Raw genomic sequence first — 19665 nt, 5'->3', positions numbered from 1 at the left:
GTGGCGCAGGCCGTGCATATCTACAACCACGAACGGCCTCATCTGGCCTTGAAATACAAAACGCCCGATGCGGTGCATCGGGCGCTCGGAGACTGAGCACAGTGTCAACCTATGGCAGGACTTGACACTGCGCAAATCGATTCAGGAAGCTTTTGCCGGAATGGCTGGCGTCTCCACGGACACATCGCCACATTGCGCACGATGACGCAGCGCGTGGTCGATCAGCACCAGCGCCAGCAGCGCCTCGGCGATCGGCGTGGCACGAATGCCCACGCATGGATCATGGCGGCCGAACGTTTCCACCACCGCCGGGTCACCCGCCTTGTCGATCGAACGGCGCGGCGTGCGGATGCTCGACGTCGGCTTGATCGCCAGCGACACAGAGATATCCTGCCCCGTCGAAATCCCACCCAGGATACCGCCGGCGTTGTTGCCGACGAAGCCCTCCGGCGTCAGCTCATCACCATGCTCGGAACCGCGCTGGCTGACCGCGTGGAAACCGGCGCCGATCTCAACACCTTTCACCGCGTTCAGGCCCATCATGGCGTGAGCAATGTCGGCGTCCAGACGGTCGAACAACGGCTCGCCCCAGCCGACCGGTACGCCGGTGGCCACCACTTCAATGCGTGCGCCGACGGAATCGCCATCCTTGCGCAGTGCATCCATGTAGGTTTCCAGCTCGGGAACGATCTCGGCATTGGGCGCGAAGAACGGGTTGTTCGGCACCTCGTTCCAGTCCATGAACGGAATGTGGATATCGCCCAGTTGCGACATGAAGCCGTGGATTTCGATGCCGAACTTCTCACGCAGCCACTTCTTGGCGACAGCACCTGCGGCCACCGTCGGCGCCGTCAATCGTGCGGAAGAACGGCCACCACCACGCGGGTCACGGATGCCGTATTTGTGCCAGTACGTGTAATCGGCATGGCCGGGACGGAATGTCTCGGCGATGTTGCTGTAGTCCTTGCTGCGCTGATCTGTGTTGCGGATCAGCAGACAAATCGGGGTGCCCGTGGTCTTGCCTTCGTACACGCCGGAGAGGATCTCAACAAGGTCTTCCTCCTTGCGCTGCGTCACGTGCCGCGAGGTGCCGGGCTTGCGGCGATCCAGATCGGGCTGGATGTCTTCTGCCGATAGCGTCATGCCGGGTGGGCAGCCGTCGATGACAGCGCCGATGGCCGGGCCATGCGACTCGCCGAAAGTGGTGACGGAAAACAGCAGGCCCAAGGTATTGCCAGACATGATCGTGCTCAGGAAGGCGCCGCGACGGCCGCGGCGCGAAACATCAGGAAAACGCTATTGTAAGGCCGATCCACCGGCCTCCAGATCAGCCACCGATACCCAGCAGCTCGACGTCAAAGTTCAGCGTGGAGTTGGGCGGAATCGTGCCCGGCACGCCGCGCTCGCCGTAAGCGGTGGCTGCAGGGCACGTCAGCTTGGCTTTGCCGCCCACCTGGATCTTCTGCACGCCTTCGGTCCAGCACGGAATCACGCGATTCAGCGGGAAGGAGATCGGCTGGCCGCGCTTGTAGGAGCTGTCGAACTCGGTACCGTTGGTGAGCGTGCCGCGGTAGTGCACCTTGACCGTGTCGCTGGCCTTGGGCGACGGGCCGGTGCCTTTGGTCAGCGTCTGGACGATCACACCGGAAGGCAGCGTCTCGGATGCGGGCGATGCGGCTTGCGCGCTAACGGCAGCCAGGGCAAGCAACGAAGCACACAGCAGCGGGGAAACGTGTTTCATGGCAGGTAACGGGAAAGTTGGAGGTCAGAAAAAACGCATGAAGGCCGATTGCAGGCCGACCGGCAGTGTATCGAAGTCCGGAGGCCCGCCACGCACTAGAGCCGCTCGCCGCGCAACGCCAGCACGGCGGCCTGCATCGCTTCCGGCGACACGGCCTGCGCCGGCACCGGCGTGCCGATGCACAGTTCCAGCTTGTTGAGGAAGCCGCGACGGAACGGGCGCGACATCGCCGCCCCGCCCTTGCGCGAGAAAAAGCTGCCCCAGAGGCCGCGCAGCGCCATCGGTACCACCGGCACGGGTGTGCGTTCGATGATGCGGCGCATGCCTTCCTTGAACGGGTTCATCTCGCCCGTGCCGGTGATCTTGCCTTCGGGGAAGATGCAGACGACCTCGCCCTCCGCCAGCGCGGCGGCAATGGTGTCGTAGGCGCGGCTGAGCATCTCCGGGTCTTCGTGCATCGGCGCAATCGGAATCGCCTTGACCGTGCGGAAGAACCACGACAGCACCGGCACCTTGAAGATGCGGTGATCCATCACAAAACGCACGGGGCGGCGCACGAACGCGCCCACCACCACGGCATCGACGAAGCTCACGTGGTTGCAGACCAGCAGGCAGGGGCCTTCATCGGGAATCTGCTCCGAGCCCTCCACCTTCACGCGGTAGACGGTATGGATCAGCAGCCACATCACGAAGCGGATCAGGAATTCCGGCACCAGCGTGTAGATGTAGATCGCCACCACGGCGTTGAGGATGCCGGTAACCAGGAACAACTGCGGGATCGTGAAGCCGGCACGCGTGAGCACCATCGCCAGCACCGCTGAAGCGATCATGAACAGCGCGTTGAGGATGTTGTTGGCGGCAATGATGCGCGCACGATGCGTCGGTTCGCAGCGGCTCTGGATCAGCGCGTACAAGGGCACGCTGTAGAAGCCGCCGAACATCGCCAGCAGGAACAGATCGGCCAGCACGCGCCAATGGCGATGGTTCTGCAGGAAGCCGGAAATGCCCGTCAGCACGTCGTGCGCGACCAATGCCTCGGCATGCGAAGCAAAGTACAGGTCCACCGCAAACACCGTCATGCCGATCGAGCCAAACGGCACCAGGCCGATCTCCACCCTGCGGCCCGAGAGCTTTTCGCACAGCACCGAGCCCAAGCCGATGCCCACCGAAAACACGGCCAGCAGTAGCGTCACGACATTCTGGTCGCCGCCGAGCACATTGCGCGCGTAGGCAAAGAACGACGTCAGGAACGTCGCGCCCACGAACCAGAGCCACGAGATGCCCAGCAGGCTGAGAAACACCGCGCGCTGGTTGCTCGCCAGCTTCAGGTTGCGCCAGGACTCGGAGATCGGGTTCCAATTGATGCGCAGGTCCGGCTGCGACGCCGGCGACACCGGCACACCGCGCGCCGTCAGCCACCCGGCCACGGCAATGACAATGCACGCAATACCGGTAAACAGCGGGCCGACCAGCTCGCCGTTGCGCGTGTAATTGGCCAGCTCGCCGCCGCCAATGGTGCCGATCAGGATGGCGACGAAGGTGCCCATTTCCACCAGCCCGTTACCGCCGACGAGTTCCGCCGATTGCAGGTGCTGAGGCAGATAGGCGTACTTCACGGGCCCAAACAGCGTCGAGTGCACGCCCATCAAGAACGTGCAGAGGTACAGCAGTTCAACGTGGCGCAGCGCGAAACCCGTACAGCCGATCGCCATGATGGCGATTTCCAATGTCTTCACCAGACGGATCAGGCGCGCCTTGTCCATGCGGTCGGCAATCTGCCCGCTGGTGGCAGACAGCAGCACAAACGGCGCGATGAAGATCGCTGAAATCAGAAACGCTGCGGACGCCGGGTCCGCATTGCCGAACAGCGCAGCGTGGTACGTGACCAACGAGGAAAACGCCACCTTGAAAACGTTATCGTTCATCGCGCCCAGGAACTGGGTCCAGAAGAACGGTGCAAAGCGAAGCTGCTTCAGCAGGGAAAACTGGCTCGATTGGCTCATCGGCAGGCGGTTCTGGGTTCAACAAAAAACCCGCTCGCAACGGCGGGCGGGTTTCAGGGATGCGGTGAGGAGATCGCGCAGGTCAGTCTTCGTTGGCCTTTTCTTCGGGCCAGTCGCGAATGTACGCCTTGAGCATCTTGTTCTCAAAACTCTGGTCTTCGAGCACGGCTTTGGCGACGTCGTAGAACGAAATCACGCCCATCAACGTGCGGCTGTCGAGCACCGGCAGGTAGCGCACATGGTGCTCCAGCATGATACGGCGTACTTCGTTGACCTCGGTTTCGGGGGTGCAGGTGACGGGATGATCGTCCATCACCTTGCGGATGGTCGTGCCCTCGCCCACGGAACCGTGATTCTTGGCAACAACCTTGATGATTTCTCGAAAGGTCAGCATGCCGACCAGTTCGCCGTACTCCATGACCACGAGCGAGCCGATGTCTTTCTCCGCCATCGTCTGCACGGCCACCTGGAGCTTGGTTTCAGGTGCCACGGTGTAGAGCGTGTTGCCCTTCACGTGGAGGATATCGCTGACTTTCATATTGCGTCTCCCAGAGTTCGGGGTGCCGGTCTGCCGGGGAGCGACCGCGCGCGGGTTGTGATTATGGTTATGTTTCGATGCTAGCCCAAACCCGATCGCTTCGACAAGCATGCAGCGCAGAAAAAACCTGTCAAAAACCGCGCCCGCTCGGCGTTTGCCCGGAATGCGCTGCAACAGGGAGCAGTGCTAGCATGCCGCGTTCAAACCTGTTCCCGCGCCCTTTCCGGGTGCCTGAATCCATGTCCAAAGCCCGCTTCGACACGCTGGCCCTGCATGCCGGCGCCGCGCCAGACCCGGCCACCGGCGCACGCGCCACGCCTATTCACCTGAGCACGTCCTTTGTGTTCCGCGACAGCGAACATGCGGCGTCATTGTTCAATATGGAACGCGCGGGCCACGTGTATTCGCGCATCTCCAACCCGACCGTCGCCGTATTCGAGGAGCGCATGGCCGCGCTGGAAAACGGCGTAGGCGCCATCGCCACAGCTTCGGGCCAGGCGGCGCTGCATCTGGCCATCGTCACGCTGATGGGCGCCGGCTCGCATATCGTCGCGTCTTCGGCGCTGTATGGCGGCTCGCACAACTTGCTGCACTACACGCTGCGCCGCTTCGGTATCGAGACAACCTTCGTCAAACCCGGCGACATCGATGGTTGGCGCGCTGCTATCCGCCCGAACACGCGGCTGCTGTTTGGCGAGACGCTCGGCAACCCGGGGCTGGATGTGCTGGACATCCCGACCATCGCGTCGATTGCGCACGATGCGGGCGTGCCGCTCTTGGTCGATTCGACCTTCACTACGCCTTGGCTGCTGCAGCCGTTCCCACATGGTGCAGATCTGGTCTACCACTCGGCTACCAAGTTCCTGGGCGGGCACGGCACGACCATCGGCGGCGTGCTGGTGGACGGCGGCACATTCGACTACGTGGCCGCGGGCAAGCACCCCGAGCTGACCGAGCCGTACGCGGGTTTCCACGACATGGTGTTTGCCGAGGAGAGCACCGTCGCGCCCTTCCTGCTGCGAGCGCGCCGCGAAGGCCTGCGCGACTTCGGCGCCTGCATGAACCCGATGGCCGCATGGCAACTGCTGCAAGGCATCGAGACACTGCCGCTGCGCATGGCCCGACATGTGGACAACGCCCGCCGCATCGTCGCCTTCCTGGCAAGTCACCCGATGGTGGCGTCGGTCGCCTACCCGGAGCTGGAATCGCACCCCGATCACGCGCTAGCCAAGCGCCTGCTGCCGCGGGGCTGCGGGGCGGTGTTCAGCTTCGATCTGCGCGGCGACCGGCGTGCAGGCCAGCAGTTCATCGAATCGCTCGGACTGTTCTCGCACCTTGCCAACGTGGGCGATGCGCGCTCGCTGGTCATCCACCCCGCGTCGACAACGCACTTCCGCATGGACGCCGACGCGCTGGCCGCAGCCGGCATCAGCGAAGGCACGATCCGCCTCTCCATCGGCCTGGAAGACGCCGACGACCTGATCGACGATCTCAAGCGCGGCCTGAAAGCTGCCGAGCGCGCGATGTCCGCCGCGCCCGGCAAAGCCGACGCCAACGCAACGGGAGCCCGCTGATGGAATGGACCGTACAGGGCGAGCGCGCCTACGCCTACACCGGCGGCAAGCCGTTCAACGCCGAATTGCCGTGCGTCGTATTTGTGCATGGCGCGCAGAACGATCATTCCGTCTGGGGCCTGCAGACGCGATGGTTCGCGCACCACGGCTTCAGCGTGCTGGCGGTCGATCTGCCGGGCCACGGTCGCAGCGCCGGCGCCCCTCTGCAGACCGTGGAAGCCATGGCCGACTGGGTGATGGCGCTCGTGCACGCAGCCGGCGTCACCCAGCCAGTGGTTGTGGTCGGCCACAGCATGGGCTCGCTGATTGCGCTGGAGTGCGCGTCACGGTACGCCAGTCGCGTGCGCCGCATCGCGCTGGTAGCGACGGCCTGGCCGATGAAGGTGTCGGATGCGCTGCTTGACGCCGCGCTCAACAACACGCCGGCCGCCATCGATATGGTGAATACCTGGTCGCATTCCAGCCTGGCGAACAAGCCGTCAGCGCCGGGGCCGGGCTTCTGGATGCATGGCGGCAGCCAGCGGCTGATGGAACGGATAGCGCGCGGCACGGACGCGCCCGTCTTCCACACAGATTTTGCTGCCTGCAATGCCTATGCGCGCGGCGCCGAAGCCATGGCCGCCGCGAAGTGCCCGTCACTCGTGATTGTGGGAGAAAAAGATCAGATGACGCCAGCAAAAGCCGGCCGTCAGGTTGCGGCAGGACTGGCCGGCAGCCGCGTTGTGGGGCTGCCTGGCGGGCACGCGATCATGGGAGAATGCCCCGACGGCACACTCGACGCGCTGATCGCCTTTGCACGCGAACGAGACACGGTCGCCGCATAAGTCGCCTCCTGGAGACGCATCATGGGCACCACCGACACCCACAGCTTCGGCAGCTTCGCCGAGTTTTATCCGTACTACCTGGGCGAGCACCAGGATCGCACCTGCCGGCGCCTGCACTTTGCCGGCTCGACGGTGGCGCTGGTGTGTTTGATCCTCCTGGTGTTCACGGGCAACCTGTGGTGGTTGCTGGGGGCGGCCGTGAGCGGTTACGCGTTCGCGTGGGTCGGACATTTCGGGTTCGAGAAGAACCGGCCCGCCACCTTCCGCCACCCCTTCTACAGCTTGCTGGGTGACTGGGTGATGTATCGCGACATCTGGACGGGCAAGATCCCGTTCTGAAACGTCAGGCGCTCGCGTTGGCAGCGGCGGGCACTGCTGAAGCCGGCGCCGGTGCCATAGCAGCCTGCGCAGCCGCCGCCACCCCGCGTTCGCCAGTCGTGAAAATGCTCTCGAGCGTGGCGTCGAGCGCGGGATTCTGCAGTTGGCTGACCAGCGCGCGCGTGTCACCCAGATGGCGCGCCAAGGCAGTGCGCGGCAAGCGCGGCAGATTCAACACCAGCCTTTCATAGAGCGGCCGCAGCGTGGTCGTGTGCGCATCGCACAGCAGCGCCCAGTGGGTCTCACCGCGATCCTGCTGCAGCTTGCCGATCAGGTGCAGTGCCTTCAGCTTGATCAGCAGGTCAACCAGGTAATCGGCTTCCAACTGCAGGCGCCGGCCAATATCGCGCTCGGCAACCGTACGCGGCGCCTGTTCTCGCGCGCGATACAGCAGCAACAGAACACCCAGCGCGTCAAAGAACTCGCTGCCCGGAAATGTGCGCCGCTGCCAGTAGCCCTGCCGGATGATCGGCAGCGTCGAGGCGATGGTCGCACCGAGCAGCGTCACCAGCCAGCTCACATAGATCCACGTCAGGAAGATCGGCAGCGTGGCAAACGCGCCGTAGACGGCCGTGTAGGTGGGGATATGCGCGACGTAAGCGCCAAAGACGCGCTTGGCGATTTCAAATGCCCCGGCGGCAATCAGGCCGGCAATGAACGCATCGCGCCGTTCCACGTTGGTATTCGGCACGAATACGTAGAGCATCGCAAATGCAATCGCCGACAGCAGGATCGGGACTAGGCTGACGATCACGCCCAGACCAAACGGCAGCTTGTGCACATAGCCCGCCGAGATCGACACGAGATACGAACTGACCGACAGGCTCGCGCCAATCAGCACCGGCGCAAATGTCATCAGCGCCCAGAACACCAGGACGCGCTGCGCCAGCGGCCGACGATGACGCACGCGCCAGATGGCGTTCAATGCGTTCTCGACGGTGAGCAATGTCATTACCGACGTCACGACCAGGCCGATCAGGCCCGCTGCCGTCAGCCCCTTGGCGTTGGTGGAAAACTGATTCAGATACGTCAGGATCGGCCGACTGATGCTGCCCGGCACGAGGTTGCTGAACATGTAGCCTTCGATGTCCGCCCGGAAGCTCTTGAACATCGGGAATGCCGTGAACAGCGCAAACGCCACCGTCAAAATCGGAACCAACGACAGCACCGTCGTGAATGTCAGGCTACCAGCCACTTGCGGCAGGTGGTCTTCACCGGCGCGGCGCAAAGCGTAACGCGCCAGCGCACGCAGCTTGGCGGCATTCCATTTGCGAAGCGCACGGGTGTCAAAAAGCATGAAAAATGAGGCGGGAGGCGGGGTTGGGGGGCGCAACTATAATACCGCGACGCTCTCCACGCTTTGTTATGAAAGATATCCTGGTCCTGTACTACAGCCGTCACGGCAGCACGCGCGCATTGGCCGAAGCCATTGCGCAAGGCATTGAAAGCGTCGACGGCGCCCTGGCGCGGGTGCGCACGGTGCCGGCCGTCTCCACTGTCTGCGAAGCCACGCAGCCCGACGTGCCCGACGGCGGCCCGCCCTACGTGGAAGTACGCGATCTTGAAGAATGCGTGGGCCTGGCGCTGGGCTCGCCCACACGCTTTGGCAACATGGCTGCGCCGCTCAAGTACTTCCTGGATGGCACCACGCCGCAATGGCTAGCGGGCGCACTGGCCGGCAAGCCGGCATGTGTGTTCACCTCCACGGGGAGCATGCACGGCGGGCAGGAAACCACCCTGCTCTCGATGATGCTGCCGCTGCTGCACCACGGTATGGTCGTCCTTGGCCTGCCGTATCAGTACAGCGAACTGCTTTCGACTGAAGCCGGCGGCACGCCATACGGGCCGTCTCACGTTGCACATCGCGGCGATACTGCACCGCTGACCGCCCACGAACGCACGCTCGCCACAGCCATGGGCCGGCGGCTGGCGCAGACCGCTCTCAAGCTCGCCGCATGACCTCCCCCAACAACGTCGTCACCGAATCCCGGGCACTGGCTCTGCTCAGTGCAGCCAGCCTCATCGCGTTGATCCTCCTGTGTGCGGCGTGGGAGTTGTGGCTCGCCCCCGTGCGCCCGGGCGGCTCCTGGCTCGCGCTCAAGGCGCTGCTGCTGGCATGGCCGCTGCCCGGCGTGCTGCGCAAGAACCGCTACACGATGCAATGGGCGTCCATGTTCATCCTGCTGTTCTTTACCGAAGGCATCGTGCGGGCGACATCGGACGTCGGGCTTTCGCGCTCGCTCGCATGGGGCGAGGTGGTGCTCAGCGTGGTGTTCTTCACCGCAACCATCCTCTACCTGCGACCATTCAAGCGCGCGGCCAAAGCACGCGCCGGCCACAGATCCTGATCCGCCATGATTCACAATGCCTTTCTTCAAGCCTGCGTTGAAGCTATCGGTGCAACGCACGTCCTGACCGCGCCGGAAGACCAGGCGCCCTACCTCACCGATTGGCGCAAGCGTTTCTCGGGCCGCGCACGCGCAGTATTGCGCCCCGCCAGCGCTGAAGAGGTGGCTACGCTCGTGCGTCTGTGCGGCGAACATGGCGTGCCGGTCGTCCCACAAGGCGGCAACACCGGCCTGTGCGGCGGCGCCACGCCCGACATGGAAGGCAACGCGGTGGTGATCTCGTTGCAGCGCATGCAGCGCGTGCGCGCCGTCGACCCGATCAACAACACCATCACCGTGGATGCCGGCTGCATCCTGGCCAACGTGCAGCAGGCCGCCGCCGATGCGGACCGCATCTTCCCGCTGAGCCTTGCTGCAGAAGGCAGTTGCACGATCGGCGGCAACCTTGCAACCAACGCCGGCGGCACCGCCGTCCTGCGCTACGGCAATGCGCGCGAGCTGTGTCTAGGCATCGAAGCAGTCTTGCCTAACGGCGCACTGTGGAATGGCCTGCGCGGGCTGCGCAAGGACAACACGGGCTACGACCTGCGCGACCTGCTGATCGGCGCGGAAGGCACGCTCGGCATCATCACTGGGGCGATGCTGAAGCTGTTTCCGCAACCGCGCGCCAAGGTGACTGCGCTGGCGGCCCTGCAATCGCCGCGTCAGGCGCTGGCGTTTCTATCGCTGGCGCAAGGCCATGCAGGAACGCTGCTGACGGGCTTCGAGCTGATGTCGGCGTTTTGCCTGGACCTCGTGCGCAAGCATTACCCGCAGTTGCGCGTGCCGTTCACGCAGGCGTATCCGCAATACGTGCTGCTGGAATTGTCCGATCTGGAAAGCGAAGACCACGCGCGCGCGCTGTTCGAATCGCTCATGGAAGACGCGCTCGCTCGCGGCGTGATCGACAATGCGGCGGTGGCGGAATCAGTGGCCCAGTCGCGCGACTTCTGGAACCTGCGCGAGCACATTCCGCTGGCGCAGGCCGATGAAGGCAAGAACATCAAGCACGATATTGGCGTGCCCATTTCGCGCATTGCCGACTTCATTGACGTGACCGACCGCGCGCTGGCCGCGGCCTACCCCAACATCCGCATGGTGACGTTCGGCCATCTTGGCGATGGCAATCTGCACTACAACGTGTCGCCGCCGGAAGGCCATGCGCACGATGCTTTCCTGGCCAACCAGGACGGCATCAACCGCATCGTGCACGACAGCGTGCATGCGCACGGCGGCTCCATCTCAGCCGAACACGGCATCGGCCAGCTCAAGCGCGAAGACAACGCGCGCTACAAGAGCCCCGTTGAACTGGCCGCCATGCGCGCGATCAAGCAGGCGCTGGACCCGCGCGGCCTGATGAATCCAGGGAAGGTGTTGTAAGGCGATCCGGCCTTGCTTCAGCCGAACAGCTTCAGCGTGTAGTTCGCCACCGCGAAGAGGACTGTCGCGGCCAGCAGCCACAACAGCATGCGCGGTACGCCGCTGGGCGGCAGACGATGATCGCTCGGGCTGGAACGATCGCCGATGCGCCCACTCTGGGCGCTACGGATGTAAGTGGTGCGTGACGACCCTGCCGGGCGTCGTGCATGACGCGTGCTCATTGTTTCCTCCCTGCCCCATGGCTAGCGCCTCGCCCGGCCCCCTGCAGCCATGGCGAAACACAGCAGCCTCATGGATCGCTCCATGGCTGCCCAAACAAGACTCCCTGATTTCCCGTCTGGTCGGAACCGAAAAGGCTTCGTCACGCCCGTTTGGCGTGCGTAGGCACGATGATCCGCGTCATTGCGCGGAATTTCGAATGGGACGTTATTGTTGTGTGGCACTACCCGACGCCACGAAATGTATCAAAAATCCCCCCAATTGGGGGGTACGCATTTTGGGTATGTGTCCTTTCGGATGATGCGCAGGAACGACGCTTGCGGGACAGGTCAGGGCAAACCCGGAATTCGACTCACATACGGAGGCAGCCCATGCCAGCTTCGCCCGATCTGACCAAGCGCGCCCGCATCACGCCGCCGCAACCGCCCGAACAGCCCCCGCACCCGCCACCGGAAATGCCGCCCCCCGACGAACCGGCGCATGACCCAGTGCATGACCCCGAACCCCAAATGCCCCCAATCGAACTGCCACCCGGCGAGCTACCGCCGGAAATCCCGCCCCAGCACTAGCGCTGCGCAACATCCCATCTGTTAGAATCGCGGCCTCCCAGGCACCCGGAGGCCGCGCGTTTTTGGTATGCCTGGGCAGCCTGCACATCTGCATATCTGCCCATAGCTCAGTTGGATAGAGCATCGGCCTTCTAAGCCGACGGTCGGGGGTTCGAATCCCTCTGGGCAGGCCAAAGATCCTTATGGATCAAGCACTTACGTTGAGCGTCACCACGACGGTTGAACGAGTGAGCACGGGAAAGTCTGCTCAGATCTTATCCTTGGCACGTATCCCACAATCTCGACTGACCCTCAACGCCACTTTTCCCCCACCACTCGCCACACAGATTAGCCTCGTGCCCCCCCTATTGCTGAGGGCTTGTTGGCTGCGAAGTTGGCACGCTTTCAAGAATGATCTCCACGCGTCGGTTCAACGCCCTGCCCGCGGCGGTGCGGTTGTCTCCAACGGGATCTTTCACGCCACGACCAATGATGGACAAGCGATCCGAAGCGATCCCGCGCTCTTGAAGATGTCGCGCGACCGCCGTGGCGCGTGCGGTCGACAGCGCGAGGTTCGACTCCATGCGATCGCGCGGTCCGGGGGTATCATCGGTGTGCCCGAGGACGGTCACCTTGCCACGCGTGTCGGCAAGCACGGTGGCGAGCCGGTCGAGTTGGCGCGCGAGCATCAGCATAAGGTCTGCTCGGCCGGAGGCGAAACCTTCGTCGCTATTGAAGGAGATATAGATTCGATCGTCTTTTGTGCTGATGCCGACCGGGGCCGCCCCGGCTTCGGGAGCCAGCGCGCGCGCAATGCGTTCCGACAACGACTCACGCTGCTTGGCTAATTGCGCGGACAGTGCCTCCACCTTCGCAACCAGCGCTTGATTGCCTTGGTGCTGGCGGCGGAGCATGAAAGTCAGGCCCAGTACGATCCCAATCACGATGAGCCCGGTAACGACAACGATGGGCAGCCAAGACCGTTCCGGAGGCGCTTCTCGCAGGAGTAGCACTTCGGGTGGAGGTTTGTTGACGGGCCCCGGGCACTCCGGTATCCAACGTTCATCGGAGATGTCCTGTGGCGCGCCTCCGCCAGATGCAATCTCGTACGCGCAACACGCGCCGTGGCGACTGAGTTTCTTGGGCGTACTACGTCAACTCGCGGCGCATCGCCCGGATCTACCGCCGATTGGGCAAGCAAGCCGACCGCAGGACGAACATTTCCGGATTGGGCAACTAGCGTCTCTTACATTTGCGCCGCGCGAGATCGCACAGCTGCGGCAAGTGCAGGGCAAGCTCAAGATCCAGTTGTTCGGGCTGGGCATGCTGGGGCCGAATGGTGCCTTGCCGCTTCACTTCACGGAGATTGTGCGGGAGCGCACGGAGGCACATCGCGACAGCACCACGGCGGATTTCCTAGACCTGTTTCACCACCGGGCACTGTCGCAGTTCTATCAGGCATGGGCGCATTCACAGTCAACGGCGGGGCTGGATCGCCCGGATGCCGAGGTGTTCTCGCGCTATGTCGGGTGGCTGGCTGGGTCCGATGCAGCCGAGATTGCAGGAGGCCCACTGCCACCGCACGCACGGTTGGCCGCCAGCGCTCACCATGTGCGCGAATCGCGCAGCCCCGACGGCATCGCCGCCACACTGGCACACTTCTTTGGCGTGCCGGTGGATCTTGAGGAATTTGTGCTGCACTGGATCGCGGTTGACCCGGATGAGCTTTCTCAGCTGGGGCACCCGGGCCCGCCCAGCATGATGGGGCAAGGCGCCATGCTAGGCGAGATGGTGCCAGATCGACAGCACAAGTTTCGGCTCGTCATTGGGCCATTGGGCCTGCAGCAGTATCTGAACTTCACGCCCAATGGACGGGACTTGCCCGTGCTGATCGAGTGGGTGCGCTCGTTCGTTGGCTATGAGTTCGTGTGGGAGGTTGAGTTGCAGGTGATTCCTGACGCCGCTCCGCCAGCCGTGCTTGGCTCCTCGGAACGCCTGGGCTGGTCGACCTGGCTGGGCGAGCCTGACCGCAGCCGCGCGATTACGGGCATGGTGTTTGAGCCGGAGCAGTACGCGAAGCACTGAGACGCTCCATCAACAACCCTCCGCCATCAAAATGACCACATGGCGGCGGCGCAATAGCCGCCGCTTACCCATCACATGTTCTTCAGCAAGAAAACCAAAGGTGCGCAGCCCGCGCCCCCTGCCCTGATCTTCCCCGAGCTGTTGGAGCCCATCTCCGAAGCGCATCCGTGCGGGAGCGATCTGGAGTACGACCCCGAGTTGGTTCTTCTGCAAAGCAAGGTCACGCCTAAGCAAGATGCTCAGTATGGTGATTTTGTCAGCCCTCCCGAGGCAATCAACTGGACGGAAGTCGAGCGAGACTGCCGTCGCTTGCTGCAGCGCACTCGGGATATTCGTATCCTAGTGTCGCTGGTGCGCTGCCGGGTCCGGTTGGACGAGGCGTTCGGGTTGCGGGACGGGCTGTGCATTCTGTCTCGATTGCTAGAGACATGGCCGGAGACCATCTACCCGCAAGTGGTGGTGGACGGTGAGCCGGACCCGGCCGTGCGTGCTAACGCGCTGGCCGCCTTGGCCGACCCGCAAGGGCTGATGCAGGACGTGCGGGATCTAGTGATCTCAACCAACGGCGCACTGCGCCTGCGAGTGCGCGACGTCGAGCGATCATTGAGCATTCCACGCGCGGCAGATGCGTTGGCGCCGGAGGCAGTGCAGCGCCAGATCCGCGAACTGCGCAACCAAACCGACGCGGTACTGTCCGCGCTGGACGAGGCCCAAGCCTTTGCGTCATCGGTCGACTCCTGGGCTCGACATCACCTTCCAGACGACCACCCTGACCTGGGAACCTTGCTGCGCCTGCTGGATACGGTGACTGACGCGTCACCACCGGCAGCACCTGCTGTGATTGCACTTCCGGTCTCGGAACACTCGCCGGCCGCCTCACAAGGCTTGATGGGCACCACCATCGAGGGCCCGGTAGTGACGCCGCTTGATAGCACCTCAACTGAGCCCGCCATGGACCGTAATACCGCTCTTGCCTACATTCGAACCGCCCGGATTTGGTTTGAGGCGCACGAGCCGAGCAGCCCTGTGGCGCTTCTGCTCAAGCAAGCCGAACGACTGACCGGCAAGCGCTTTGATGAGGTGTTTCAGGCGATTCCGGCGGAGCTTGTTGAACGCTGGGCGGGGGAGCTCTGAAGAGCCCCACGTTCAGCCGCGATACATCCACCTGTTTGGCGCGCCACCCAAGCCCTCAATCCCCCTGCCCCCCCTCCCGCACCGGCAGCGCAGTCGAATACTTGATCTGCTCCATCGAAAACGATGAGCTCACATCCGACAGCGGAACGGACTTGATGAGGTGCTTGTACACGCGGTCGTAATCTTCAATGCCCGCCACCGCCACACGCAGCAGATAGTCCATCTCGCCGCTCATCCGGTAGACCTCTACCACCTCGGGCATATCGCGCACCACCTGCGTGAAACGCTGCGCCCATTTCTCGGTGTGTTGATCGGTGCGCACGGCCACGAATACCGTGGTGCCGACGCCCAGCTTGCGTGCGTCGCACAGCGCCACCTGGGCGCGGATGACGCCCGTGTCCTTGAGTCGCTGCACCCGCTTCCAGCACGGCGTTTGCGAGAGGTTCACACGCTGCGCAAGCTCTGCGATGGGCAGCGTCGCATCGGCCTGCAACAGCCTCAGTAGTTCGCGGTCAATGGCGTCCATTTCGGTGTAAAAATTATCTTCTATAGATTCTTAATTTTAGGGAATATTTTCTGCCACATCGAGCAACTCACAGGAAACTTTGAATTATTTTTCTGGGCTGTCCGCCGTATCATTTTCCCTGCCTCCACCGCAGCACAGAAACGAAATGAGCGACAGCAACACCCTCCACTACCTCGACTACGCAGCCACCACGCCGGCCGACCCACGCGTGATTGCGGCCATGACCGCCTGCCTTGGCATGGAAGGCGCCTTCGGCAACCCTGCGTCGAGTTCACATGCGACCGGCCGCGTCGCGCGGAACAAGGTCGAGCAAGCGCGCGAGCAAGTCGCCGCGCTCATTGGCGCTGATGCCGACGAGATCATCTGGACGTCGGGCGCCACCGAATCCAACAACCTCGCGCTGAAGGGCTACGCAGACGCCGCCACAGGCAAGCGCCACCTCATCACGAGCCGCATCGAACACAAGGCCATTCTCGACACGATGGCGAACCTGTCGGCGCGCGGCCGTTCGGTGACGTATCTCACACCAACACGCGACGGCGAAATTACGCCTGAAGCCGTGGCCGTTGCGATGACGCCCGACACCGGTCTCGTATCGCTGATGCTGGTGAACAACGAGCTGGGCACGCTGACCGACGTTGGCGCGATCGCGCAGATCGTGCATGCAGCCGGCGCGCTGTTCCACGTCGACGCCGCACAGGCACTCGGCAAGACGCCGATCGATGTGCGCGCGCTCGGCATCGACATGCTCTCGATGTCCGCCCACAAGGTGTATGGCCCCAAGGGGATCGGGGCACTGTATGTCCGCCGCGACATTGCTTCGCAAATTGCCCCGCAAATCCACGGTGGCGGACACGAGCGCGGTCTGCGCTCGGGCACGCTGGCGACGCATCAGATCGTCGGTATGGGCGTTGCGTGTGAATTGGCAGCGGAAGAACTGGAGCACGAGACCGCCCGCATTGCTGCGCTGAGCCAGCGGCTGAAGTCAGCGGTGCTGGCCCTCGGTGACGTGGTGCACAACGCCGATGTGGCCCGACGCATTCCCCACACCCTGAGCCTGACGGTCAACGCGCCCGGCTTCATGCCGATGATGCTGGGCGACGATCTTGCCGTGTCGTCAACGTCCGCTTGCAACTCCGCCGCAGGCACGCCGTCGCACGTGCTGACGGCCATCGGCCTGGATGCCGATGCCGCAGGCCGCACCGTGCGGATCAGCCTGGGCCGCTTTGCGACCGAGCACGACGTCGATTTTGCCGCTGTCTGTTTCCAGCGCGCGATCGAGCAATGCCGCGCCACGGCATCGAGTGGGTTGACTGCTTCGCGACAGATCATGCCGGCGGATCTCAAGGCCATCCGCAATGCAGGTTTCCGCTCGGTGATCTGCAACCGCCCAGATGGCGAGAGCAGCGACCAGCCCTCCTTTGAGGTCATTGCCGCTGCCGCCCGCGAACTCGGCCTGGAAGCGCGCTACCTGCCTGTCGAGCCAAACGGCATTGGCGATGCAGACGTCGCGGCATTCGGCGTATTGGTCGATACGCTGCCCAAGCCCATCCTCGCGTATTGCAGGAGCGGCAACCGGGCCGGCATGCTCTGGAACCGCCTGATGGACCAGCGCAAGGGCTGAACCTCCGCCCCGCCCGGCCAAGCGACGCTACGCCACTGGCAGCTCCGTCGTCGACAGCACCTGCTTGAGCACCATGAACGTCCGGATCTGCCGCACGCCCGGCAGATACAGCAGCTGTTCGGCGTGGAGCCGGTTGTAGCCTTCGTTGTCTTTCGTGCGCACGAGCATGAAGTAATCGAATTCGCCTGTCACGACGTGGCATTCCAGGCAACCGGGCACCTTCTGCACCGCTTTCTCAAATGCCGTGAACGATTCCGGCGTCGAGCGATCCAGCACGACGCCGATCATCACCAGCGACCCCAGATCCAGCGCACGCGGATCGAGCAGCGCAACAATCCCCTTGATCAGCCCCAGCTCCTTGAGCCGTTCCACGCGGCGCAGGCAGGCCGGCGGGCTGAGGTTTACCTTGGCCGCGAGGGCCACGTTGGAGATAGACGCATCGCGCTGGAGCGCCCGGAGAATCGCGCGATCAGTGCGATCCAAGGCGTGGCGCGCAGAAGCCGCCGACGCGTCAGGGCGCTCTTGCAATTTTGTTTCGCTCTTTTTCATTTTTAAGAAATAAAGAGATTATTAATCCGATCTACTATCAGCTAAGTTCTGGATAGTAGACGATCTTTGCAACCTAATTTCGTAGCGCTCTGCGTACCATTGGTTTCCGACATCCCGCCATTCGCGGCACTGAAGGAGCCCCCCTCATGAACCTGCAGCGATTTCCCCGTTATCCCCTGACGTTCGGCCCGACGCCCATCCAGCCGCTGAAACGATTGAGCGCGCACCTGGGCGGCAAGGTGGAGTTGTTTGCCAAGCGCGAAGACTGCAACAGCGGCCTGGCCTTCGGCGGCAATAAAACGCGCAAGCTGGAATACCTGATCCCGGAAGCGCTGGAAGGCGGGTACGACACGCTGGTGTCCATTGGCGGCATTCAGTCGAACCAGACGCGCCAGGTGGCCGCCGTGGCGGCGCACCTCGGTCTCAAGTGCGTGCTGGTGCAGGAAAACTGGGTGAACTACTCCGACGCCGTGTACGACCGCGTCGGCAATATCGAGATGTCGCGGATCATGGGCGCCGATGTGCGCCTCGATTCTGCGGGCTTCGACATCGGCATCCGGCCCAGTTGGGAACAGGCCATGGAAGACGTGCGCAAGCGCGGTGGCAAGCCCTTCCCGATTCCGGCCGGCTGCTCCGAACACCCGCTTGGCGGACTGGGCTTTGTGGGCTTTGCTGAGGAAGTGCGCCAGCAGGAAGCGGAGCTGGGCTTCAAGTTCGACTACATCGTGGTGTGCTCGGTCACGGGCAGCACGCAGGCCGGTATGGTCGTCGGCTTTGCGGCGGATGGCCGGGCCGATAAGGTGATCGGCATCGATGCCTCGGCCAAGCCGGAACAGACGCGCGCGCAGATTCTCCGCATTGCGCAGCACACCGCCGAGCTGGTCGACCTCGGCCGCAACATCACCGAAAGGGACGTGGTGCTCGACACGCGCTATGGCGGCCCGGAATACGGCCTGCCCAACGAAGGCACGCTTGAAGCGATTCGCCTGTGCGCGCGCCAGGAAGCCATGCTGACCGACCCGGTGTACGAGGGGAAATCCATGCACGGCATGATCAACATGGTGCGCAACGGTGAATTTCCTGCGGGCTCGCGCGTGCTCTACGCACATTTAGGCGGTGTGCCGGCACTCAACGCGTACAGCTTCATCTTCCGCAACGGTTGATGCGGCGCATCCAGGCGTTGCGCGAGTTCTTCGAGGTGGAGCGCGCCTCCATCGTCATCGCCGCACTGAAGACGCTGGCCGACGGCGGTGAACTGGAGTGCCCCAGATGCGCTGAGAAACCCTCAGTCACGAGGCATTTAGCTCGACGCGCGGAGATCGGAACTCGAGGTTTGAGGCTTTTTGCTCCGCGCCTCGAGCTTTTTACTCGGCGAGTCGAGCTTTTTACTCGGCGAGTCGAGCTTTTTACTCGGCGTGCCGAACTATTTGCTCCGCGTGTCGAGCTTTTTGCTCGGCGCTTGAGGAGCAGAGCTCGGCCCACGGGGCTTTTTGCTCGACTGTCCGACCTTTTTGCCTCGCACGTCGCGGTTTGCCGTTGGCGCGTGGCGCACTGAACCTCGGCCGGGCGCGCGGTCGATGCATCGGCGCAGCGAAATGTGAAATCGGTCGTGCGGCGGATTCAGCCCAGGGCGTTTCGTCAGCCCGCTTTTTCGTTTCCAAATGTTACGGCGTGCATCGAGGTCGACTTGGCCTAGCGCAAGCAGCGAGGCCGTGCAGTACAGTCCATGCCATGAAAAACGCCCTCACCTGTACGTCTCTCGTCCTGCTGGTCTTGCTCGGTGCTTGCGCTTCGCACCCGCAACAGCAGCCCGTCGACTCGACCAGCGCCGCCGCCGCGGCCACTGCTGCCAGCGCAGACAACGGCTGGCAGACGCTGCGTGCCAACTACATGGCGTGCGTCCAGCGCCAGGCCGATAGCGGCGTGCCGGGCACCACGCAGACGAAGGCCGTGGTCGCCTCCGCGCTCGACGCCTGCGAAGGCGACCTGCGCACCATGCACGACGGTTTCCGCGATCACCTCAGCGCGTCGATGTCGTCGTCCGGCGCGCGCAAGGCAGCCGACCGCGTCACCAAAGACACACGCGACAAAGCCCGCGTCTACCTGATGGGCTACGTCGATCACGCGCGCTACCTGGCGAAGTCGCGCTGAGCGG

General features: G+C 63.4%; 21 protein-coding genes, 1 tRNA gene and 1 pseudogene. 14 read left to right on the top strand and 9 right to left on the bottom strand.

Features of this window, described 5'->3' with window-relative positions; genetic code table 11:
* Positions 1 to 84 (top strand): annotated as a pseudogene (locus CFE42_RS21065) (integrase core domain-containing protein); the annotation flags it as partial.
* Positions 85 to 141: 57 nt separating this feature from the next.
* On the opposite strand, the gene aroC reads toward CFE42_RS21065, so the two are convergent.
* From aroC to CFE42_RS21045, 4 genes are all read right to left on the bottom strand, one after another.
* On the bottom strand, positions 142 to 1242 hold the full coding sequence (gene aroC / locus CFE42_RS21060; protein ID WP_004634170.1) for a chorismate synthase: 1101 nt from the start codon (positions 1240 to 1242) through the stop codon (positions 142 to 144).
* A gap of 85 nt (positions 1243 to 1327) precedes the next feature.
* Complete coding sequence (locus CFE42_RS21055) at positions 1328 to 1741, bottom strand: FKBP-type peptidyl-prolyl cis-trans isomerase (RefSeq protein ID WP_004634173.1); 414 nt, start codon at positions 1739 to 1741, stop codon at positions 1328 to 1330.
* Between the two features lie 95 nt (positions 1742 to 1836).
* Positions 1837 to 3744, bottom strand: a complete 1908-nt coding sequence (locus tag CFE42_RS21050; RefSeq protein WP_004634175.1) for an MFS transporter — start codon at positions 3742 to 3744, stop codon at positions 1837 to 1839.
* Between the two features lie 82 nt (positions 3745 to 3826).
* Complete coding sequence (locus CFE42_RS21045) at positions 3827 to 4282, bottom strand: CBS domain-containing protein (RefSeq protein WP_004634176.1); 456 nt, start codon at positions 4280 to 4282, stop codon at positions 3827 to 3829.
* A 239-nt stretch (positions 4283 to 4521) separates the two neighbouring features.
* Here CFE42_RS21045 and CFE42_RS21040 point away from each other — a divergent pair, with 239 nt between their 5' ends.
* The 3 genes from CFE42_RS21040 to CFE42_RS21030 are packed head-to-tail and all read left to right on the top strand — an operon-like array spanning position 4522 to position 7019.
* Positions 4522 to 5856: an O-acetylhomoserine aminocarboxypropyltransferase gene (locus tag CFE42_RS21040; RefSeq protein WP_037044732.1), complete on the top strand. Its 1335-nt coding sequence runs from the start codon at positions 4522 to 4524 to the stop codon at positions 5854 to 5856.
* Positions 5856 to 6680 carry an alpha/beta hydrolase gene (locus CFE42_RS21035; protein WP_004634180.1) on the top strand — a complete coding sequence of 275 codons (825 nt, stop codon included), beginning with the start codon at positions 5856 to 5858 and terminating at the stop codon, positions 6678 to 6680. The genes CFE42_RS21040 and CFE42_RS21035 overlap by 1 nt, the downstream gene beginning before the upstream one ends.
* Before the next feature lie 21 nt (positions 6681 to 6701).
* Positions 6702 to 7019 carry an Mpo1-like protein gene (locus CFE42_RS21030; protein ID WP_004634182.1) on the top strand — a complete coding sequence of 106 codons (318 nt, stop codon included), beginning with the start codon at positions 6702 to 6704 and terminating at the stop codon, positions 7017 to 7019.
* Positions 7020 to 7023: 4 nt separating this feature from the next.
* Here CFE42_RS21030 and CFE42_RS21025 read toward each other — a convergent pair whose 3' ends face one another.
* On the bottom strand, positions 7024 to 8355 hold the full coding sequence (locus CFE42_RS21025; RefSeq protein WP_004634184.1) for a YihY family inner membrane protein: 1332 nt from the start codon (positions 8353 to 8355) through the stop codon (positions 7024 to 7026).
* A 68-nt stretch (positions 8356 to 8423) separates the two neighbouring features.
* Between CFE42_RS21025 and wrbA the strand changes: the two genes are divergently transcribed.
* From wrbA to CFE42_RS21010, 3 genes are read left to right on the top strand one after another with little or no spacing between them, the layout of a single operon-like run.
* Complete coding sequence (gene wrbA / locus CFE42_RS21020) at positions 8424 to 9017, top strand: NAD(P)H:quinone oxidoreductase (RefSeq protein WP_004634186.1); 594 nt, start codon at positions 8424 to 8426, stop codon at positions 9015 to 9017.
* The gene (locus CFE42_RS21015; protein WP_004634188.1) at positions 9014 to 9406 is read left to right on the top strand and encodes a DUF2069 domain-containing protein; all 393 of its coding nucleotides are present in this window, start codon (positions 9014 to 9016) and stop codon (positions 9404 to 9406) included. The genes wrbA and CFE42_RS21015 overlap by 4 nt, the downstream gene beginning before the upstream one ends.
* A 6-nt stretch (positions 9407 to 9412) precedes the next feature.
* Positions 9413 to 10825: an FAD-binding oxidoreductase gene (locus CFE42_RS21010; RefSeq protein ID WP_004634190.1), complete on the top strand. Its 1413-nt coding sequence runs from the start codon at positions 9413 to 9415 to the stop codon at positions 10823 to 10825.
* 17 nt (positions 10826 to 10842) lie between these two features.
* Here CFE42_RS21010 and CFE42_RS21005 read toward each other — a convergent pair whose 3' ends face one another.
* Entirely contained in the window at positions 10843 to 11046 is a 204-nt protein-coding gene (locus CFE42_RS21005; protein ID WP_004634192.1) for a hypothetical protein, read from the bottom strand.
* Between the two features lie 369 nt (positions 11047 to 11415).
* Between CFE42_RS21005 and CFE42_RS21000 the strand changes: the two genes are divergently transcribed.
* Both CFE42_RS21000 and CFE42_RS20995 read left to right on the top strand, forming a co-directional pair.
* On the top strand, positions 11416 to 11613 hold the full coding sequence (locus CFE42_RS21000) for a hypothetical protein (protein ID WP_004634194.1): 198 nt from the start codon (positions 11416 to 11418) through the stop codon (positions 11611 to 11613).
* A 96-nt stretch (positions 11614 to 11709) separates the two neighbouring features.
* Positions 11710 to 11786 (top strand) — tRNA-Arg (locus CFE42_RS20995).
* Positions 11787 to 11957: 171 nt separating this feature from the next.
* On the opposite strand, the gene CFE42_RS20990 is transcribed toward CFE42_RS20995, so the two are convergent.
* Complete coding sequence (locus CFE42_RS20990; protein ID WP_238563838.1) at positions 11958 to 12536, bottom strand: OmpA family protein; 579 nt, start codon at positions 12534 to 12536, stop codon at positions 11958 to 11960.
* 127 nt (positions 12537 to 12663) lie between these two features.
* Here CFE42_RS20990 and tssG point away from each other — a divergent pair, with 127 nt between their 5' ends.
* On the top strand, positions 12664 to 13677 hold the full coding sequence (tssG, locus tag CFE42_RS20985; RefSeq protein ID WP_037044710.1) for a type VI secretion system baseplate subunit TssG: 1014 nt from the start codon (positions 12664 to 12666) through the stop codon (positions 13675 to 13677).
* Between the two features lie 75 nt (positions 13678 to 13752).
* Positions 13753 to 14811 carry a type VI secretion system ImpA family N-terminal domain-containing protein gene (locus CFE42_RS20980; RefSeq protein ID WP_004634200.1) on the top strand — a complete coding sequence of 353 codons (1059 nt, stop codon included), beginning with the start codon at positions 13753 to 13755 and terminating at the stop codon, positions 14809 to 14811.
* 55 nt (positions 14812 to 14866) lie between these two features.
* Here the strand turns inward: CFE42_RS20980 and CFE42_RS20975 are convergent, their stop codons facing one another.
* The gene (locus CFE42_RS20975; protein ID WP_004634203.1) at positions 14867 to 15337 is read right to left on the bottom strand and encodes an Lrp/AsnC family transcriptional regulator; all 471 of its coding nucleotides are present in this window, start codon (positions 15335 to 15337) and stop codon (positions 14867 to 14869) included.
* Between the two features lie 145 nt (positions 15338 to 15482).
* On the opposite strand from CFE42_RS20975, the gene CFE42_RS20970 reads away from it, so the two are divergent.
* Positions 15483 to 16961: an aminotransferase class V-fold PLP-dependent enzyme gene (locus CFE42_RS20970; RefSeq protein ID WP_004634205.1), complete on the top strand. Its 1479-nt coding sequence runs from the start codon at positions 15483 to 15485 to the stop codon at positions 16959 to 16961.
* 27 nt (positions 16962 to 16988) lie between these two features.
* Here the strand turns inward: CFE42_RS20970 and CFE42_RS20965 are convergent, their stop codons facing one another.
* Positions 16989 to 17510 (bottom strand): Lrp/AsnC family transcriptional regulator, encoded by a 522-nt coding sequence (locus CFE42_RS20965; protein ID WP_004634206.1) that lies wholly within the window; start codon positions 17508 to 17510, stop codon positions 16989 to 16991.
* Positions 17511 to 17656: 146 nt separating this feature from the next.
* Between CFE42_RS20965 and CFE42_RS20960 the strand changes: the two genes are divergently transcribed.
* Together CFE42_RS20960 and CFE42_RS20955 are read left to right on the top strand one after the other, a co-directional pair.
* Entirely contained in the window at positions 17657 to 18673 is a 1017-nt protein-coding gene (locus CFE42_RS20960) for a 1-aminocyclopropane-1-carboxylate deaminase (protein ID WP_004634209.1), read from the top strand.
* A 568-nt stretch (positions 18674 to 19241) separates the two neighbouring features.
* Positions 19242 to 19661, top strand: coding sequence for a hypothetical protein (locus tag CFE42_RS20955; RefSeq protein ID WP_004634211.1), 420 nt, complete (start codon positions 19242 to 19244; stop codon positions 19659 to 19661).
* Positions 19662 to 19665 lie beyond the last annotated feature (4 nt).

It is taken from the genome of Ralstonia sp. PBBBR1, assembly GCF_002256165.1.
Lineage (GTDB): Bacteria > Pseudomonadota > Gammaproteobacteria > Burkholderiales > Burkholderiaceae > Ralstonia > Ralstonia thomasii.
Note: the sequence above shows the minus strand (reverse complement) of the source record. Positions and strands in the feature narration are given on the sequence as shown.

Excerpts from the sequence above, each read along its gene's own strand:
- aroC (WP_004634170.1), bottom strand. The coding sequence starts at position 1,242 with ATGTCTGGCAATACCTTGGGCCTGCTGTTTTCCGTCACCACTTTCGGC.
- CFE42_RS21055 (WP_004634173.1), bottom strand. The coding sequence starts at position 1,741 with ATGAAACACGTTTCCCCGCTGCTGTGTGCTTCGTTGCTTGCCCTGGCT.
- CFE42_RS21050 (WP_004634175.1), bottom strand. The coding sequence starts at position 3,744 with ATGAGCCAATCGAGCCAGTTTTCCCTGCTGAAGCAGCTTCGCTTTGCA.
- CFE42_RS21045 (WP_004634176.1), bottom strand. The coding sequence starts at position 4,282 with ATGAAAGTCAGCGATATCCTCCACGTGAAGGGCAACACGCTCTACACC.
- CFE42_RS21040 (WP_037044732.1), top strand. The coding sequence starts at position 4,522 with ATGTCCAAAGCCCGCTTCGACACGCTGGCCCTGCATGCCGGCGCCGCG.
- CFE42_RS21035 (WP_004634180.1), top strand. The coding sequence starts at position 5,856 with ATGGAATGGACCGTACAGGGCGAGCGCGCCTACGCCTACACCGGCGGC.
- CFE42_RS21030 (WP_004634182.1), top strand. The coding sequence starts at position 6,702 with ATGGGCACCACCGACACCCACAGCTTCGGCAGCTTCGCCGAGTTTTAT.
- CFE42_RS21025 (WP_004634184.1), bottom strand. The coding sequence starts at position 8,355 with ATGCTTTTTGACACCCGTGCGCTTCGCAAATGGAATGCCGCCAAGCTG.
- wrbA (WP_004634186.1), top strand. The coding sequence starts at position 8,424 with ATGAAAGATATCCTGGTCCTGTACTACAGCCGTCACGGCAGCACGCGC.
- CFE42_RS21015 (WP_004634188.1), top strand. The coding sequence starts at position 9,014 with ATGACCTCCCCCAACAACGTCGTCACCGAATCCCGGGCACTGGCTCTG.
- CFE42_RS21010 (WP_004634190.1), top strand. The coding sequence starts at position 9,413 with ATGATTCACAATGCCTTTCTTCAAGCCTGCGTTGAAGCTATCGGTGCA.
- CFE42_RS21005 (WP_004634192.1), bottom strand. The coding sequence starts at position 11,046 with ATGAGCACGCGTCATGCACGACGCCCGGCAGGGTCGTCACGCACCACT.
- CFE42_RS21000 (WP_004634194.1), top strand. The coding sequence starts at position 11,416 with ATGCCAGCTTCGCCCGATCTGACCAAGCGCGCCCGCATCACGCCGCCG.
- tssG (WP_037044710.1), top strand. The coding sequence starts at position 12,664 with ATGTCCTGTGGCGCGCCTCCGCCAGATGCAATCTCGTACGCGCAACAC.
- CFE42_RS20980 (WP_004634200.1), top strand. The coding sequence starts at position 13,753 with ATGTTCTTCAGCAAGAAAACCAAAGGTGCGCAGCCCGCGCCCCCTGCC.
- CFE42_RS20975 (WP_004634203.1), bottom strand. The coding sequence starts at position 15,337 with ATGGACGCCATTGACCGCGAACTACTGAGGCTGTTGCAGGCCGATGCG.
- CFE42_RS20970 (WP_004634205.1), top strand. The coding sequence starts at position 15,483 with ATGAGCGACAGCAACACCCTCCACTACCTCGACTACGCAGCCACCACG.
- CFE42_RS20965 (WP_004634206.1), bottom strand. The coding sequence starts at position 17,510 with ATGAAAAAGAGCGAAACAAAATTGCAAGAGCGCCCTGACGCGTCGGCG.
- CFE42_RS20960 (WP_004634209.1), top strand. The coding sequence starts at position 17,657 with ATGAACCTGCAGCGATTTCCCCGTTATCCCCTGACGTTCGGCCCGACG.
- CFE42_RS20955 (WP_004634211.1), top strand. The coding sequence starts at position 19,242 with ATGAAAAACGCCCTCACCTGTACGTCTCTCGTCCTGCTGGTCTTGCTC.